This window comes from Apibacter adventoris (genome assembly GCF_002964975.1).
Taxonomy (GTDB): domain Bacteria; phylum Bacteroidota; class Bacteroidia; order Flavobacteriales; family Weeksellaceae; genus Apibacter; species Apibacter adventoris.
This window is the reverse complement of sequence record NZ_PSZM01000037.1, coordinates 64043-80155: the sequence shown is the minus strand read 5'-3', so window position 1 is coordinate 80155 and position 16113 is coordinate 64043. Positions and strand designations below refer to the sequence as shown.

19 protein-coding genes are annotated in these 16113 nt (G+C 28.4%); 11 read left to right on the top strand and 8 right to left on the bottom strand.

The annotated features are described in order from the left end of the window. Window positions 1-31: 31 nt before the first annotated feature. Window positions 32-412 (top strand): DUF4293 family protein, encoded by a 381-nt coding sequence (locus C4S77_RS06555; protein WP_105194628.1) that lies wholly within the window; start codon window positions 32-34, stop codon window positions 410-412. Between the two features lie 52 nt (window positions 413-464). Here C4S77_RS06555 and C4S77_RS06550 read toward each other — a convergent pair whose 3' ends face one another. The 4 genes from C4S77_RS06550 to C4S77_RS06535 form a co-directional block, all read right to left on the bottom strand. Then, entirely contained in the window at window positions 465-1226 is a 762-nt protein-coding gene (locus C4S77_RS06550) for a hypothetical protein (RefSeq protein ID WP_105246883.1), read from the bottom strand. A 30-nt stretch (window positions 1227-1256) separates the two neighbouring features. Next, entirely contained in the window at window positions 1257-1820 is a 564-nt protein-coding gene (ruvC, locus tag C4S77_RS06545; RefSeq protein WP_260209538.1) for a crossover junction endodeoxyribonuclease RuvC, read from the bottom strand. After that, the gene (gene pyrF / locus C4S77_RS06540; RefSeq protein ID WP_105246882.1) at window positions 1821-3191 is read right to left on the bottom strand and encodes an orotidine-5'-phosphate decarboxylase; all 1371 of its coding nucleotides are present in this window, start codon (window positions 3189-3191) and stop codon (window positions 1821-1823) included. 145 nt (window positions 3192-3336) lie between these two features. Then, window positions 3337-3831, bottom strand: a complete 495-nt coding sequence (locus C4S77_RS06535; RefSeq protein ID WP_105194625.1) for a hypothetical protein — start codon at window positions 3829-3831, stop codon at window positions 3337-3339. A 131-nt stretch (window positions 3832-3962) separates the two neighbouring features. Here C4S77_RS06535 and recJ point away from each other — a divergent pair, with 131 nt between their 5' ends. The 7 genes from recJ to C4S77_RS06500 all read left to right on the top strand — a co-directional run bounded on the left by recJ (window position 3963) and on the right by C4S77_RS06500 (window position 10861). Beyond that, window positions 3963-5669: a single-stranded-DNA-specific exonuclease RecJ gene (gene recJ, locus C4S77_RS06530; RefSeq protein ID WP_105246881.1), complete on the top strand. Its 1707-nt coding sequence runs from the start codon at window positions 3963-3965 to the stop codon at window positions 5667-5669. 33 nt (window positions 5670-5702) lie between these two features. Further along, a complete protein-coding gene (nadD, locus tag C4S77_RS06525; protein WP_105246880.1) occupies window positions 5703-6278 on the top strand; it encodes a nicotinate (nicotinamide) nucleotide adenylyltransferase in 576 nt (191 codons plus the stop codon). 41 nt (window positions 6279-6319) lie between these two features. Continuing rightward, a complete protein-coding gene (locus C4S77_RS06520) occupies window positions 6320-6949 on the top strand; it encodes a 7-carboxy-7-deazaguanine synthase QueE (protein WP_245915838.1) in 630 nt (209 codons plus the stop codon). 370 nt (window positions 6950-7319) lie between these two features. After that, a complete protein-coding gene (locus C4S77_RS06515; RefSeq protein ID WP_105246879.1) occupies window positions 7320-7958 on the top strand; it encodes a peroxiredoxin in 639 nt (212 codons plus the stop codon). An 18-nt stretch (window positions 7959-7976) separates the two neighbouring features. Continuing rightward, window positions 7977-8291 carry a thioredoxin family protein gene (locus C4S77_RS06510; RefSeq protein WP_105246878.1) on the top strand — a complete coding sequence of 105 codons (315 nt, stop codon included), beginning with the start codon at window positions 7977-7979 and terminating at the stop codon, window positions 8289-8291. Continuing rightward, complete coding sequence (locus C4S77_RS06505) at window positions 8272-8529, top strand: DUF6952 family protein (RefSeq protein WP_105194619.1); 258 nt, start codon at window positions 8272-8274, stop codon at window positions 8527-8529. Before C4S77_RS06510 ends, C4S77_RS06505 begins: the two co-directional genes overlap by 20 nt. A gap of 145 nt (window positions 8530-8674) precedes the next feature. Then, window positions 8675-10861: a peptidylprolyl isomerase gene (locus C4S77_RS06500; protein ID WP_105246877.1), complete on the top strand. Its 2187-nt coding sequence runs from the start codon at window positions 8675-8677 to the stop codon at window positions 10859-10861. 66 nt (window positions 10862-10927) lie between these two features. On the opposite strand, the gene hemB is transcribed toward C4S77_RS06500, so the two are convergent. The 4 genes from hemB to gldB are packed head-to-tail and all read right to left on the bottom strand — an operon-like array spanning window position 10928 to window position 13802. Further along, window positions 10928-11905 (bottom strand): porphobilinogen synthase, encoded by a 978-nt coding sequence (gene hemB, locus C4S77_RS06495; RefSeq protein ID WP_105246900.1) that lies wholly within the window; start codon window positions 11903-11905, stop codon window positions 10928-10930. A gap of 58 nt (window positions 11906-11963) precedes the next feature. Beyond that, window positions 11964-12410 carry a GNAT family N-acetyltransferase gene (locus tag C4S77_RS06490; RefSeq protein WP_105246876.1) on the bottom strand — a complete coding sequence of 149 codons (447 nt, stop codon included), beginning with the start codon at window positions 12408-12410 and terminating at the stop codon, window positions 11964-11966. Between the two features lie 6 nt (window positions 12411-12416). Next, on the bottom strand, window positions 12417-12743 hold the full coding sequence (gene gldC / locus C4S77_RS06485) for a gliding motility protein GldC (protein WP_105194616.1): 327 nt from the start codon (window positions 12741-12743) through the stop codon (window positions 12417-12419). Window positions 12744-12791: 48 nt separating this feature from the next. Continuing rightward, entirely contained in the window at window positions 12792-13802 is a 1011-nt protein-coding gene (gene gldB, locus C4S77_RS06480; RefSeq protein WP_105246875.1) for a gliding motility lipoprotein GldB, read from the bottom strand. Window positions 13803-13852: 50 nt separating this feature from the next. Here gldB and nadE point away from each other — a divergent pair, with 50 nt between their 5' ends. From nadE to C4S77_RS06465, 3 genes are all read left to right on the top strand, one after another. Then, entirely contained in the window at window positions 13853-14638 is a 786-nt protein-coding gene (gene nadE / locus C4S77_RS06475) for an NAD(+) synthase (protein ID WP_105246874.1), read from the top strand. Window positions 14639-14923: 285 nt separating this feature from the next. Further along, window positions 14924-15295: a hypothetical protein gene (locus C4S77_RS12810; protein ID WP_146105741.1), complete on the top strand. Its 372-nt coding sequence runs from the start codon at window positions 14924-14926 to the stop codon at window positions 15293-15295. 74 nt (window positions 15296-15369) lie between these two features. Continuing rightward, window positions 15370-16113 carry a YebC/PmpR family DNA-binding transcriptional regulator gene (locus C4S77_RS06465; protein WP_105194612.1) on the top strand — a complete coding sequence of 248 codons (744 nt, stop codon included), beginning with the start codon at window positions 15370-15372 and terminating at the stop codon, window positions 16111-16113.

Genomic DNA, 16113 nt, shown 5'->3' with positions numbered 1-16113 from the left:
TTTTTTTACTTTTGCTTTTTAAAAAAAAGTTTTGATTCAAAGAATACAAAGTTTATATCTTACATTGACTGGTATTATTGGCATAATTTGCGGATTAATAACCGATTTTATTCCTAATGAAAGAATTGATATGATACTTTTATTAGTAGTAGCAATACTAGCTTTTATTTCTATTTTTTGTTTTAAAAATAGATCTGCACAAAAGAATATTAATTATTTAAATATAATTATCAACTTATTGTTAATTGGTTTTATGGTTTATTATCTACTAATAACTCCTGGAGGGGATTTGTCCCCTAAGAAAGGGGTTGAGTTAATTGTTCCGGTTTTGCTGATTATTCTGCTTGCCATGGCAAATAAGTACATCAATAAGGACGAAAAACTTATAAAATCTGTAGATAGATTCCGTTAGAACTCATTACAACTTTATGAGTGTGTAAGGGTAGCTAAAGCTACCCTTATTTTTATATAAAATAATAGATAATAATTGGTATAGAAGAAGATAATTCTATCCAAAATCTAGTATAAAAATAAGAGTTTTTTTGAGGTATAAATAGTACCAATAAAGCTGCAAATAAATTTGTTATACCCCATGCTATACTATAATCTGGCTTTTGTGAAAAATTATTATAAAACAGTAAAAAAGAAATATTAAAACACAAAATTGAAATAAATTTACTAAAATTCACACCTACCATTTTAGGAATAGTTTGTATTGTATCTCTATTAGCATCAACTATATCAAAAGGAATTGTAATTCCAATAATATATAATAAAACACTTATAAATAATGAATAAGAAGGAATTATATTATTCCCTATATAAAAAATAACGCAAGACCAGATTGTAGCAATAAGAATAATTTTAAATAGGGAGATATTTCTTATTTTTAAAAAAATAAAATATGAGTTATAAAGAACTACCCATATGCTTAAAAATAATAATTTTACTATAAGTGAAATATCATTTTCTAAAAATATCAAAAAAAATAAAATTAATAGGCTGGAAATAAAGATTATAAGATTTAGTATTTTTTTTGAATATTTTAGCCAATACTTATGAAAATGCATATAGTTATATCCTGCTAAAGTGGAAAAGAAAACTATTTCAAGTCTGTAATGGTCAACAGAACTAAATAAAATACCAAAAAATAAACTCAAACAAGTAATCATTCCAGAAACCCATAACTGAGTTTCAAGTAAATATTTAGTTAAAAACATTTTCATTATAACAAAAAAACCTTTTATAAAGAAAATCTATTTTATTCTGTTTGGGTTATTTTTAACAAAAGCATTCCACCCTGAGTAAGAATTTGATGCAGTTTGTGAAGAAAGATTATTTTTACTATTTAAATAATGACAAACAGCTAAAGCTAATCCGTCGGAAGCATCTAAATAACGAGTAGGAAATTCTTTTAAATTTAATAAAGTTTTAAGCATTCCCGATACCTGTTCTTTTGAGGCATTACCATTACCTGTGATTGACATTTTAACTTTTTTTGGCAAATATTCGGTAATAGGTATTTCTCTTAATAAACCTGCTGCCATAGCTACACCTTGAGCTCTTCCTAATTTAAGCATTGATTGCACGTTTTTTCCATAAAATGGTTCTTCTATAGCTAACTCATCTGGTTTATATTCATCTATAAGTGAAAGTGTTTTTTCAAAAATCTTTTTGAGTTTCAGTGCATGTGAATCAATTTTTTTCAGAATTAATTCATCAATACATAGCAGTTTTATTTTCCTATTAACTATGCTGATAATTCCAAACCCCATAACTTGAGTTCCCGGATCTATTCCTATAATAATTTTCTCGCTCAATTAAATTGATATATTTTTTAAATATGCTTCCCAACCTGATTTTTGATATTTAAGTGCTTCTTTTTTTGGATCAGTAGACTTATAAATACCTCTTCCTACAATAATAAAATCTGTATGGTTTTTATCAAAAACTTTTTCAGGAGTGTTAAAATTCTGTCCTTTTTTGTCTTTAATGGAATTCAAATTAACTCCGGGAGTAAATAATAATAAAGAGGATGGAAGTTTTGATTGAGCTACACATCCTATTACATTAGAAATATTCTCAGAAATTTCTATTGCTCTTTTTTTATAATTTTCATCTGTAAGAGTAGCACTAGAAGACATTTCTGCAATGGTAATTATACCTACCTTGCTGTCAAAAATTTTTAAACTATCCTCTCCTGCTATAACGTGAGAAGTAATTAAATCTGCCCAATCTGATATTTTATATAATCCTCCTTCAAATTGCATTTGTTGAGTATTCCCTATATCACCAAATTTTCTGTCTTCAAAGAGTAAGAAATTTTTTTTATTGGCTATAGATTTTAATTTTATCACATACTCTTCAGAAAAATCTTTGATAATATCTGTATGAAGTTTTACTGCTACAATAGTATCTCCAATTGTTTCTGCCAATTGTAAAACTTCCTGAGTTGTAGAAACATCTAAAGAAGCTATAAGATTTGATTTTTTCTTTATTGCTATTTCTAAAATTTTTTTTGCAGCAGGATGAGATTGTAAAGCAGCCTTTTCTTCATAAGTCAATCTTGAAGATTTTACTTGAGCTGTAACTATAGGGGTACTTTTTAAAAAATTTTTTATATTTTGTAATTCTTCTTGTGATAATAAGTTATTTTTATATAGCAAATCCACCACTTCCTCTATTGTAAATAGATTATAAACATTATATCCTTTTTCTTTTAATAAAGAGACCCCTCCTTGCTCACGATCTAAAACAACAACTATATCTTTAATTCTTAATCCTTCTTTTTCTACCTCCTCAATTGTTTCTATTAGGCTTTTTCCACTGGTAATTACATCTTCTACTAAAACACATGTCTGTCCTGATTTAAAAATACCTTCCAGCATTTTTTTTGTACCATATCCCTTACTTTCCTTTCTTTTTATAATTAGGGGTGTACCTGAATCTAATGACATAGCAGTAGCCATAGGTAAAGCGGCATAAGGCACACCACAAATCAAGTCATAACAAGATTTTTTTAAAAGGTTTAAAAGTTGTTGAGATAATTCTTTCAATAACTCAGGGTCTGAAGCAATAGGTCTTAAATCAACATAAAAAGGCGATTGTATACCACTTTTTAAAGTGAAATTTCCAAATTTAATTATGCCTAATTTATAGGCCTTTAATAAAAATTCTTCTTTACTGATCATTCTATAAGTTTAGATAGAGCAAAGGTAATAAAATAAAAATCTATCCTTGTTTTAACTTTTCTCAATGAAAATGAGAAGAAAGTCTTTAACTAAATAATATTTATTTAATATTCATTCTCTTATAGATATGTCTTTAAGAAAAATTCTACTTTTTTTGAGGAATTTCTTTAAATTCAAAACCCTTTTTTTCTGCAAAATTTTCCTGCTCATCTATTATTTTTTCATTTACATTATTTAATTTTTCTTCATTATTTTCCATATTTTTAACCGCTCGATCATATTGACTTTTTGATAATTCTTTTTCTGAAATAAATTCTTTCATGGAATTTATCATAATATTTACGTAGTCTAAACATGTATTTTTCAACTCCTCACCCCCTTTAGGCACCTTTAATCCATTTATTTTTTCCTTCTTTTTTTCCATTTGTTCTATACCTACTTTTATCTTTTGAGATATAGATGATTTTTTGTCATTATTTGAAAACTGCTCTATATGAGAATAAAAAGAATTATATTCACTATCTGCACTGTTCAAAATAGACATCAATTCATCATTAAACTTACTTGGAGTTGGTTTATTACAAGAAATTAAACTAACAAAAATTAAAACTATTGATAAAATCCCTATTATTTTTTTCATATCAATTTATTTTAAAAACAAATATAACAAATAATTAATTATTTGTTATAAAATATAAATAAAAACCACATATAAACATAATAAAAAATATGGATTGTTATACTTATTTAAATTAAGTATCTTTGTAAAGTATGCAAAATCGTTGGTTAATACTCCCTCAAGCAGATGTTGAAAAGGCTTTACAGCTTGCCAACGAATTAGATTTCCCTGTAGAAATTACAAACCTACTTATACAAAGAGGAATTGATACTTTTGAAAAAACCAAGAATTTTTTCAAACCCTCTTTATCGCATCTTCATGATCCTTATCTAATGATAGATATGGAAAAGGCTGTACAAAGAATAATTCATGCTATTGAAAACAAAGAAAATATATTAATATATGGAGATTATGATGTAGATGGAACTACCTCTGTAGCAATGATGTATTTATTCTTGCATTCGATTTATAAAAATGTACACTTTTACATTCCTGACCGATACGAAGAAGGTTATGGTATCTCTTATGTAGGAGTTGATTATGCTGAAACTTATAATTACTCTCTTATTATCTCATTAGATTGTGGAATAAAAGAAAATGAAAAAATTTCTTATGCTAAAAATAAAGGAATTGATTTCATTGTTTGCGATCATCACCTTCCTGATGATTGCATACCAAACGCTCATGCCGTATTAGATCCTCAAAGAAATGACTGTACTTATCCTTATAAGTATTTAAGTGGCTGCGGTGTAGGTTTTAAATTAATTCAGGCATTGGCAAAAAGATTAAATATATCTGATGATAAAGTTCTCTCATACTTAGATTTAGTTGCTGTAAGTAATGCAGCCGATATAGTACCTCTTACCGGAGAAAATAGATTATTAACCGCATTTGGACTTAAAAAACTTATAAAAACCCCTCGCGCAGGACTTAAAGTTTTTTTACCCAAAGAGATACGGGAAACATTTTCTGTAAGTAATATAGTTTTTGGAATTGCTCCTAAGATCAATGCAGCAGGACGTATTAGTCATGCTCAAAATGCTGTAAACCTGCTCATTTCACAAAATGAGCTAGAATCCAGAAAAATTTATTCTCAGATTAATGAGCTTAACAACGAAAGAAGAGAATTAGATACATCTATTACATCTGAAGCTTTATTAGAAATAATCAAAACCGGACAAACAAATAGTTATGCTACAATTGTATTTAATAAAAATTGGCATAAGGGCGTTATTGGTATTGTTGCTTCAAGATTGATAGAAGAATATTTCCGTCCTACTTTAGTTTTTACTGAAGGAAAAAATAATGATTTAGTAGCTTCTGCAAGAAGTGTTCCCGGATTTGATATTTATAAAGCATTAGAAAATTGTTCTGAATATTTAGAACAATTTGGAGGGCATATGTATGCTGCCGGATTATCTATCAAAAAAGAAAATTTTCTTTTTTTTAAAAATAAATTTGAACTAACTGTAAAAGAAAATATTAAACAGAACCAAAGAATCCCTACCATAGAAATTGATGAAGAAATATCATTAAAAATTATAAATAAAAGGTTTTTTAAACTTATTAAATATTTTGAACCTTTTGGTCCGGAAAATATGAGACCTTTGTTTTTATCTAAAAAAATATTTTTCAGCGGAAATTACACCCTGATGGGAAAAGATAAAAGCCATTTAAAAATGATTGTTTTTCAGGATAATATTAATAATGCTTTTGAAGCTATAGCTTTCAAAATGGCACATCTTCTTCCTAAATTTGAAAAATATCCTTTTGATATGGTATTTTCGTTATATGAAAATTACTGGCAAGGAAAAACATTTTATCAATTACAAATAAAAGATGTGAAATTTATTGAATAATAAATTCAAGTTTTTGCATAAAATAAAAACGATATGAATATAGGCTTATTTTTCGGATCATTCAACCCCATACACATCGGACATTTAATTATTGCCAATTATATTATAGAAAATTCTTCTTTGGATAAAATTTGGTTTGTTATAAGTCCACAAAATCCTTTTAAAGAAAAAAAAACTTTATTAGGTGATCATCATCGTCTGGAAATGGTGAATTTAGCCATTCAAAAATATCCGAAATTCCAGGCTTCAAATGTAGAATTCAATCTTCCAAAACCTTCTTATACAATTGATACTCTTGTAGTTTTAAAAGAAAAATATCCTGATCATAATTTTGTATTATTAATGGGACAAGACAATCTTCTCTCCTTTCATAAATGGAAAAACTATGAACAGATTATTAAATACTACAAACTTTTAATATATCCTAGAATAACTAAAGAGTCGCAAAAACCAATTTTATGCCATCCTAACATAGAAAAAGTTTCTGCTCCTATTATAGAAATTTCATCTACCATGATTAGAAAAATGATTAAAGAAAATAAAAATGTGTATCCCATGCTTTCACCTGAAGTCTTTAATTATATAGACGGAAGCAATCTTTATAAATAATTCATTTTTTGTACCTTTGCACGCTGTTTTTGAATTTAATAATGATGACAGGTAATGATATTAATTTAGAAATGGGATTATCTCTCCCTATAATGGAACATTTTTATACCATTCAAGGCGAAGGTAGGTACACTGGTACAGCCGCCTACTTTATACGTATTGGAGGATGTGATGTAGGATGTCATTGGTGTGATGTGAAAGAAAGTTGGAATGCTAATATCCATCCGATAAAAAAAATTGATGATATTGTTAAAACAGCGATTTCTTTTTCAAAAACAATAGTATTAACTGGCGGAGAACCTTTAATGTGGAATTTAGTCCCACTTACGCAAAAGTTAAAAGAATCTGGTTGTAATATACACATAGAAACTTCAGGAGCTTATTCTATAAATGGTCAAATTGACTGGATTTGCCTGTCCCCTAAAAAAACTTCTTTACCTAAAGAAGATGTGTATGCTTCCGCTCATGAATTAAAAGTAATAGTTTATAATCAACATGATTTTAAATTTGCAGAAGAACAAGCTTTGAAAATTAATAAAAATGCTTTGTTATATTTACAACCTGAATGGAGTAACCGGGAAAAAATGACTCCAAAAATTATTGACTATGTTATGAAAAATCCTCAATGGCATATTTCTTTACAAACTCATAAATACTTAAATATTCCTTAATTAAATTTTATTTTCATTAAGGTTAGTAAATATAATCCCATCTATAGAATACATATTTTTCTAGCACTAACAAACACATTAATTAACCTATAAGTTAAATTTAGTAGATATTAACTTTAAAAAATTTTCTAACTCAATTGTTTTATATAATTCTGTAGAGCAAGTAGAAATTAAAAAAATAAATCTATACTCATTTGCAGATTATAAAATCTTATAGAAAAAAATGTTATTACAAATAAAAATTCTTAATAAATAGAGAATGCTTATTTTAAAATAAGAAAGAACAATAGTGTAATTATTATTAAAAGATTTAAGTTGAATAGATTTGCATAAAGAAAATAAAGTTTAATTTAAAATAAAATTTTTAATTATGTCATTAGTAGGTAAAAAATTTCCCAATATTTCTATAGATGCAATGGACCATATGGGTGAAAATCTAAAAATCAATATATTTGAAGAAGCAACAAAAAAAAATAAAAAAGTATTATTATTTTGGTATCCTAAAGACTTCACCTTTGTATGCCCTACAGAATTACACGCTTTTCAAAAGGCTCTTCCTGAGTTTGAAAAAAGGAATACACTTATTATTGGGGCTTCTTGTGACACCAATGAGGTACATTTTGCTTGGTTAAATACTTCTAAAAATAATGGAGGAATAGAAGGAGTTACTTATCCTATTTTAGCAGATACAACACGTAATCTTTCAAACATTTTAGGTATTTTAGATATAGAATCTACAAAATATGATGAAGATTATGATTCTGTAATACTTGAGGGTTCCAATGTGGCTTATCGTGCTACATTTTTAGTAGATGAAGATGGAAAAGTATTTCATGAAAGTATTAATGATATGCCTCTGGGTAGAAATGTTAAAGAATATTTAAGACTTATTGATGCTTATGCCCATGTACAAAAATATGGTGAAGTTTGCCCTGCAAACTGGGAAGAAGGAAAAGATGCAATGAAAGCAGATAGAAAAGGCGTTTCAAGCTATTTATCTTCACATTAATTCAATAATTTACTTATTATGTTGCAAGAATTAACTCAAGACAATTTAGATCAAATTATAAACAATAATAAAGTCGTATTAGTACAATATGCCGCTTCTTGGTGTGGTAATTGCAAAATTATGAAACCTAAATTTAAGAAATTGGCAGGAGAAAATGAAAATACCACTTTTGTAATTGCTGATGCGGAAAAATTTCCTGAATCCAGAAAGCTAGCTAATGTAACCAATTTACCTACATTTGCAGCTTTTAAAGATGGAAAATTAGTAAACCAAATACAAACCAATAAGTTAGAACCTTTACAAGAATTAGTAAATGAAGTTACCGGTAATTAAACATCTTGTCCAATTTATTGAGGAGAACGATGAAGATTATATAAATGAGACTATTGAAACTCTTGAAAATCTTACAGAAGCTCCGGGGTTAAAAGATGAAGAAATAGATGTAATTGGAGAAATAATTTCAAATATGTATGGTTCTATAGAAGTCAATAAAATGATTAAAGAGGGCAAGCCTCAAAAAGAAGCATTAAATGCTTTTATGAAAAGAGTATTGGGGTCCATAGATAAATAACCTTTTTCAATTTTATGATTTAGATCCGTCTTAGTTTAAAATTAAGACGGTTTTTGTTTTAAAAAACTGAGTATCTTTAAAATATTATTTTTATTTTTCATCTTGAAATCGTAATTTCGCACACTAAAATATAAAATAAATATAAATGGCTATTCTTACAGAGATTAGAAAACAAACCGGATTATTGATAGGAGCCACAGCCTTTGGTTTATTAGCGTTTTTAGTTCCATGGAATAGTGTGTCGGGCTTCTTATCCGGTCATAAAGATCCTAATGTCTTGGGAAAAGTTAATGGCGAAGGAATTACCAGACAAGAATATTACGGACAACTTAATTTACTTAATACTCAGTATCAAGGACAATATCCCGAAAATATAATTGAAGGACAAGTTTGGGGCTCTTTGGTTCAAAATAAATTAATTGAACAAAAGTTTAATCAGGCTAACTTTATTCTGACAGATAAAATGATTTGGGATATAGCTAAAAATTCACCTTTTTTTGCTTCTGATCCAAGATTTAAGGATAAAAATGGGAAAGTTAATCCTCAACTCATTCAAGAGGAATTTCAAAAAGCAGAAGAAACTCAAAATGCCTCTCCACAAAATAGGGAAATATATCAAACTTTGTTAGCCTTAAAAAGAAATTTTGGTTATCAAGCTATGTATAGACAATATTTTGGAGCATATTCTATCGGGATGTTAACCAACAATAAAGAATTAGATATTTTAGCTCAGAATCAGGTGAATATAGCTAGTATTGATTATGTGAAAATCGATTACAATACTTATCAAAAACAGCATCCTGTAAAAGTTACTGATGAAGATTTACAAGCTTATATTGAAAAGCACAAATCAAAATTTAAAATTGATGAAAACAGAACTTTAGATTATGTATTTTTTTCTGGAAGACCCACAGCTTCTGATGAAAAACATACTTTAAACTCTCTTAATTCTTTACTTTCCAAATCTATCATTGAAGGAGATACCATACAAGCTTTCGGAACTGTTAAAAATGACTCTTTATATATTACAGAGCTTAATAATGCACAAGTGGTAGATAAAGCTTTTAATTCTCAATACAGACAAGATAATCAATTATCTCCGGCCATACAAAATTGGGTTAAAACGGCTTCATACGGACAGATTTCTCCGGCTTATAAAGAAGGAAATTATTATGTACTATCTAAATTCTTAGGTAGAAAAAATTCTGATTCTGTTGTTGCGAGAAATATTCTTATTACTTATACCGAATCTAATGTACAAATTCAGCCTAAAAAGCAAAGAACAAAAGAACAAGCTAAACAAGAAGCTGAAAAATTACTAGCTCAAATTTCAGCAAATCCTTCTGATTTTTCTAAAATAGCTTTACAAAACTCAGATGACCCCAATGTTGCTACAAACGGGGGTGAAATGAAGTTAACTACTTCTCAAAACTTTCCACCGCCTTATAAAGCTTTACAAAATTTCTTAGAGACTTCACCGGAAGGAAAAACGGGAATTATTGAAACTCCGGAAGGATATTTTATATTAAATATTATTAAAAGAAAACCTTTCGCTACAGTATATAAACTTGCTGATTTAGCTAAAGAAATTAAATCTTCGGAAGAAACTACTGAGTCTGCAAGAAAAAAATCTCAGAAATTCATTCAGTCAATTATGGGTAAATCTTCTAAAGAATTTCAAGATATTGCAAAAAATTCAAAATACAAACCTATACAGCAAAGTGGAATTGTTCGTTTTGGTTCTACTCTTCAAGGCTTAGGTACAGATAAAGATACTGATATTATTAACTGGGCTTTTGATTCTAAAAGAAAATTGGGCGATACAGAAGTTTTTTCTACAAGTGACCAAAGTTATATTGTAGTAAGAGTATCTTCATTATTTAAAAAAGGTTTAGCTCATCCATCTTTAGTTAGAAAAGATTTAGAGCCTATTGTAAGAAATGAAAAATTAAGCAAAGAAATTTCTGAAAAAATTAATGCATCCAATAAATCTTTAGATCAACTTGCTACAGAATATAAAACAGCTAAAAGCTCTGCTACTATAAGTTTTGATAACCCTTCAATTTCAGGCATGATTGAACCTAAAGTCGGGGGAGCTGCTTTTGGAATAAAACCGGGAGTAAAATCTAAAGCTATTGAAGGAAAATCAGGCGTATTTGTAATTATTACTAAATCTATTACGAAAGGACAGCCAGGAGATAAAAAACAATTAAGAACTTATTTAATAAATCAATATTCACAATTACTTCCTAATTTATTTCTTACCACATTATATCAAGATAGTGATATTAAAGATTATAGAGGGGATTTATTAAACCAACAACAAAAATAAACCATATAATAATATTGAATAAAAAACCCAAAGCTAGCTTTGGGTTTTTTGTATTATAAAAATAATTTATTTATTTAACAATTTAGCTGCTTCTTTGGCAAAATAAGTAGAAATTAAACTCGCTCCGGCTCTCTTTATACAAGTTAAACTTTCAATAATAATTTTATCATTATCTAACCACCCGTTTTGAACGGCTGCCTTAATCATAGCATATTCTCCACTTACCTGATATACAGAAATGGGTACGTCAACTATTTCATTTAATTTTGAAACAATATCTAAATAGGGTAGTCCTGGTTTAACCATAATCATATCGGCCCCTTCATCTATATCTTTGATGGCTTCATTAATTGCTTCCCTACTATTCCCATAATCCATTTGATATGTTTTTTTATCTCCAAATCCGGGAGCGCTATCCAAAGCATCTCGAAAAGGACCATAAAAAGAACTTGCATATTTGGCGGCATAACTCATAATACCTACATTAGGAAATCCGTTTTCCTCTAAAGCTTCTCGTATTGCTGCCACCCTTCCATCCATCATATCACTCGGGGCAATAAAATCCGCTCCAGCTTCAGCATGGCTCACACTCATCTTAACTAAAGCCTCTACTGTTGCATCATTTAAAATTTTTCCATCTTCAACAATTCCATCATGTCCATATATCGAATATGGATCTAAAGCGACATCTGGCATTACAATCATTTCCGGAACTGCATCTTTAATTGCTTTAATTGTATCCTGCATTAATCCATTTTTATTCCATGCTTCTTTACCTGTATTATCTTTAAGTTTATCATTTACTTTAACATACAAGTTTACCGCTTTAATTCCTAATGACCATAATTCCTTTATTTCTTTTATAGTTAAATCTAAAGAGTGACGATAGATTCCGGGCATTGAAGGAATATCTTCTTTTATATTTTTCCCTTCTGTAATAAAAATGGGTAACATAAAGTCATCCGTAGTAAGGGTAGTTTCTCTCATCAGGTCTCTAATAGACTGATTTACTCTTAACCTTCTATTTCTACTATAGATTATCATTGATCTTATATTTTGTTTTTTTATTCTGATTTTATCTTTATAAATTATGTTGGCTAAATTAATTGTCAAACATCAAATCACAATTTTTATCTACCTCATCTATTTGGGCTCCTAAACTTTTATAAAATTTTATTGCAGATTTATTCCAATTAGATACCTGCCAACGTAATTTTTGACAATTAGTTTCTTTGGCAAAAGAGATTACTTTTTTAATTAGTTGTGTTCCTAATCCTTTTCCTCTATGTTCCTCGCGGATATATAAATCATCCATGTATAACGATTTACCTACCCAAGTATAATAAGCAAAAAAGAAAGTAACATATCCTAAAATGATATTATTCTCATCTTTAATGGTAAAGCCTCTAAAAAAATCTTTTTCAGCTTTCATTCTTTTAACTGAATTTATCATTTTTTCTGGTAAATTTTCAAAAACAGCCAATTCCCTAAATAACTCGATTAAAGTTTCGAAGTCTTCTTCTACAATTTCTTCTATTTTTATTTTCATTTCTTTTTACATTTTAATTCCACTTCTATCTGCAAAATATTCTGCAAATTTTCTTATTTCCTCTGCAACATCATCCTCATCTGTAGCTCTTTGATAAGAATTCCCTAAAGACATTAAAACCTGATGAAAAAAACGTTTCATTTCTTCTACGGGCATTTCTTTTGTCCAAAGATCAATACGTAAAGCTTCTTTTGTTTTATCATCCCAAACTGATAAAAGTACTGCTTTAGATTCTGCTCCTACCACACCTCCATCAGGGGCAGCCCAAACTATTTTCTCCGGAATATGATTTTCATCTAAAGTAATATTAAAATTGATTTCAGTTTCTTTCATAATTTATTTGATTGCATTTTTTTATTCCCTTTTCTATTTAATATTTTTTTATTCAGGCAATTGCTCCGGCTTATATTTAGATTTAGCAAAAATTTCTTCATGGTTAGAGTTTTTTATAAAGTCCTGCAAACTAACTTTAGGATTTTCCTCAAAATATTTTCGACATATCTGCCATCCAACCCAACAACCAATTTGTCCCGGACTTTTAGCATCGACTTCTGTATAAAATTTAGAAAAAGGAGACAATGATAAAAAACGATCTGACAAAGAGAAATCATCACTAAATACATAGTTATTTTGAATAAAAAAATTCCATATTTCAAATTCATTAGATTTAGCCCAATTTATTTGATCTTGAGTATAACCTATTTTATATAAATCTTTTACTTTTGGCAAAAAAGCATCTTCTAATAATAATATTTTTCCCTGATAAATCATATGAGATACAAAAGACTGTGTAGTAAGCTCTTTAGGTATCCATGATTTTTCATTAATTATAACTTTAGCTACTTTTGAAGAAAGATATTCCGGAGACATACTTATTTGCAAATACCTATCAATTCTCATCATGTCATAATATTTATTACCATAACCTAAAAAGCAATCTACAGCTATAAACAAATAATTTTGATTGGGAACATATGTAATAGGATCTAAGTAATCTTGTACAAAAGAAGAATATAAATATACTTTAGGTTCTTTAAATTCAGGATAATAAAATTTTATATAGCGGAACATAGTTGTTAGTTCCTGTTTTATTTTCTGATTATTAATTTTATGTTTTATCTGATTATAAATATTTATTTCTGTAGTATCTTTTCTTTGCTGTTCAGCCTTTTCATCCGGTAAATTTGCATCTATATAAAAAGGATATTTTTTTCGAAATTCTGAGATAGGTATTTGAAAATTATAAAAATCTTGAGATATATCAATTAGTTCTACATTGGCTCCAATTCCACTAATATCTACCTCCCATTTTTTATTTTTATTTTGTTCATCAGATTTTTTAGAACAACCAATAAACAGGAAAAATAGCAGAAAATATTTAATAATCTTCATTATATTTACATTTAATTTAAATCACTATAAGTATACAAAAGTACAATATTATGCGGACAACAGAAGTAATTTCTTACATAGTCAACTGGCTCAATGAATATATTTCACAATCTGGAACAAAAGGTTTTGTAGTAGGTGTATCAGGAGGTATCGATTCAGCAGTTGTATCTACTTTAGCAGCCCAAACCGGAAAAAATGTATTATTATTGGAAATGCCCATTCATCAACCTTCTGACCAGGTAACTAGAGCTCAAGAACATATAAAAAATCTTACTCAGAAATTTTCAAATGTTAAAGGAAAAACCATAAATCTTACCCGATCTTTCGAAACTTTAAAATTAGACTTGCATATCGAAGAACAGAATAAAAATAATGATCTATCCTTAGCGAATACAAGATCACGTTTACGAATGACCACTCTTTATTATTATGCAGGAATAAATAATTTATTAGTTTGTGGAACAGGAAATAAAATAGAGGATTTTGGCGTTGGATTTTATACGAAATATGGCGATGGAGGTGTTGACATAAGTCCTATTGCAGATTTATTAAAAAGTCAGGTTTTTGAAATAGCTAAAGAACTAGGAGTTGCAGAATCCATTCAACAGGCAAAACCTACTGATGGTTTGTGGGTAGATGACCGCAGTGATGAAGATCAAATCGGAGCAACTTATCCTGAATTGGAATGGGCTATGAGTGTACACAAAACACATAAAGCTACTGATTTTAGTAGTAGACAAAAAGAAGTTTTTGAAATTTATGACCGTTTGAATAAATTAGCACAACATAAAATAAATCCTATTCCTGTATGTAAAATACCCAAGGAATTATTGTAATTAAAATTTTATATATTGAATCCAAAATATTTTCACCTTTTATTAGTTATATATTTCATTAGTTTAATTTCTTGCAAAAAAGAAAAACCATTATGTAAAAAGGATAATAAAATAATTAATAATATAACGGATTGTACGAAAACATCAAAGAATAATATTGACTCTACTTATATTATTACTAAAACATCTAAAACTCAAAATCAGTATAATTTTATAGATCGATATCCCATAAGGAAGCCACCAATAATTGACTCCACTAATTTTTATAGTGTAAAAAACAACAATTTGTTAAAAAGAAAACAAATAGAATTACTTCATTTGAAAAATGTAATACCTTCCAATATTCTTGAACATAATAACAAAATATATATAAATTATCTTTTAGATTTATCTGATAATTTTAAAACCATCATTTTTTACTACTATTCAGGAGAAAACGAATTATTTACGATATTAGTAAATTACACTTTAAATTACGAAGTTATTGACTGGAAAATTATTGCTTATGATGAAACAGCAGAAAATTGGTTTAGAACACAATCTTTTATTTCTCAGAACAAAATTAAAGTTGAAAATATAAGCTATATAGAAACTAATCCTGAAATAAAAGTTGAAAATTATAGCATAATGAAAAACGGGAAAATTATTAAAAAATAAATTAAAAAATCTATAAAAATTTTTTGTGAGATTTTCTCAATTCTTATTTTTGCGATAGAAATTAATATAGAGATATGGGACGCGCATTTGAATATAGGAAAGCAACAAAGTTAGCCAGATGGGATAAAATGGCTAAACAATTTAGTCGTATTGGAAAAGAAATAGCTATAGCAGTTAAGACCGGAGGTCCTAATCCTGAAGCAAATCCAGCACTTCGTCGTTGCTTACTAAACGCTAAAGGCGTAAATATGCCTAAAGATAATGTTGAACGTGCGATTAAAAAAGCTTCTGGAGCTGATGCTGAACAATATGATGAGGTAACTTATGAAGGATATGGTCCTGGAGGAATTGCGATCTTTTTAGAATGCACAACCAATAACTCTACGAGAACCGTTGCAAATGTTAGAGCAATTTTTAATAAGTTTGATGGCAATTTAGGGAAAAATGGTGAACTTACATTTATTTTTGATAGAAAAGGAATTTTTACCCTAAAAAAATCTAATATTACCATAGATTGGGATAATTTTGAGTTGGAAATGATTGACGCAGGTGCTGAAGAAATAGAAGAAGATGATGACGAAATAATTATTACTTCTTCCTTTGAAGATTTTGGTTCTATGAACCATAAATTTGAAGAGCTAAACATTGAACCTGAAAGTGCTAATTTGCAACGTCTGCCTAATACTACTAAAGCTTTGCCTTTAGAACAAGCCCAAACAATTATAAAAATGATTGAGAAGTTTGAAGAAGATGATGATGTTCAACATGTATTTCACAATATGGAAATTACTGAAGAGTTACAAAATGCTATGAATTAG

What these genes read in the sequence shown, in the direction of transcription:
- C4S77_RS06550 (WP_105246883.1), bottom strand. Translation starts at nt 1,226, where the DNA reads ATGAAAATGTTTTTAACTAAATATTTACTTGAAACTCAGTTATGGGTT.
- pyrF (WP_105246882.1), bottom strand. Translation starts at nt 3,191, where the DNA reads ATGATCAGTAAAGAAGAATTTTTATTAAAGGCCTATAAATTAGGCATA.
- C4S77_RS06535 (WP_105194625.1), bottom strand. Translation starts at nt 3,831, where the DNA reads ATGAAAAAAATAATAGGGATTTTATCAATAGTTTTAATTTTTGTTAGT.
- recJ (WP_105246881.1), top strand. Translation starts at nt 3,963, where the DNA reads ATGCAAAATCGTTGGTTAATACTCCCTCAAGCAGATGTTGAAAAGGCT.
- nadD (WP_105246880.1), top strand. Translation starts at nt 5,703, where the DNA reads ATGAATATAGGCTTATTTTTCGGATCATTCAACCCCATACACATCGGA.
- C4S77_RS06520 (WP_245915838.1), top strand. Translation starts at nt 6,320, where the DNA reads ATGATGACAGGTAATGATATTAATTTAGAAATGGGATTATCTCTCCCT.
- C4S77_RS06515 (WP_105246879.1), top strand. Translation starts at nt 7,320, where the DNA reads ATGTCATTAGTAGGTAAAAAATTTCCCAATATTTCTATAGATGCAATG.
- C4S77_RS06510 (WP_105246878.1), top strand. Translation starts at nt 7,977, where the DNA reads ATGTTGCAAGAATTAACTCAAGACAATTTAGATCAAATTATAAACAAT.
- C4S77_RS06505 (WP_105194619.1), top strand. Translation starts at nt 8,272, where the DNA reads ATGAAGTTACCGGTAATTAAACATCTTGTCCAATTTATTGAGGAGAAC.
- C4S77_RS06500 (WP_105246877.1), top strand. Translation starts at nt 8,675, where the DNA reads ATGGCTATTCTTACAGAGATTAGAAAACAAACCGGATTATTGATAGGA.
- hemB (WP_105246900.1), bottom strand. Translation starts at nt 11,905, where the DNA reads ATGATAATCTATAGTAGAAATAGAAGGTTAAGAGTAAATCAGTCTATT.
- C4S77_RS06490 (WP_105246876.1), bottom strand. Translation starts at nt 12,410, where the DNA reads ATGAAAATAAAAATAGAAGAAATTGTAGAAGAAGACTTCGAAACTTTA.
- gldC (WP_105194616.1), bottom strand. Translation starts at nt 12,743, where the DNA reads ATGAAAGAAACTGAAATCAATTTTAATATTACTTTAGATGAAAATCAT.
- gldB (WP_105246875.1), bottom strand. Translation starts at nt 13,802, where the DNA reads ATGAAGATTATTAAATATTTTCTGCTATTTTTCCTGTTTATTGGTTGT.
- nadE (WP_105246874.1), top strand. Translation starts at nt 13,853, where the DNA reads ATGCGGACAACAGAAGTAATTTCTTACATAGTCAACTGGCTCAATGAA.
- C4S77_RS06465 (WP_105194612.1), top strand. Translation starts at nt 15,370, where the DNA reads ATGGGACGCGCATTTGAATATAGGAAAGCAACAAAGTTAGCCAGATGG.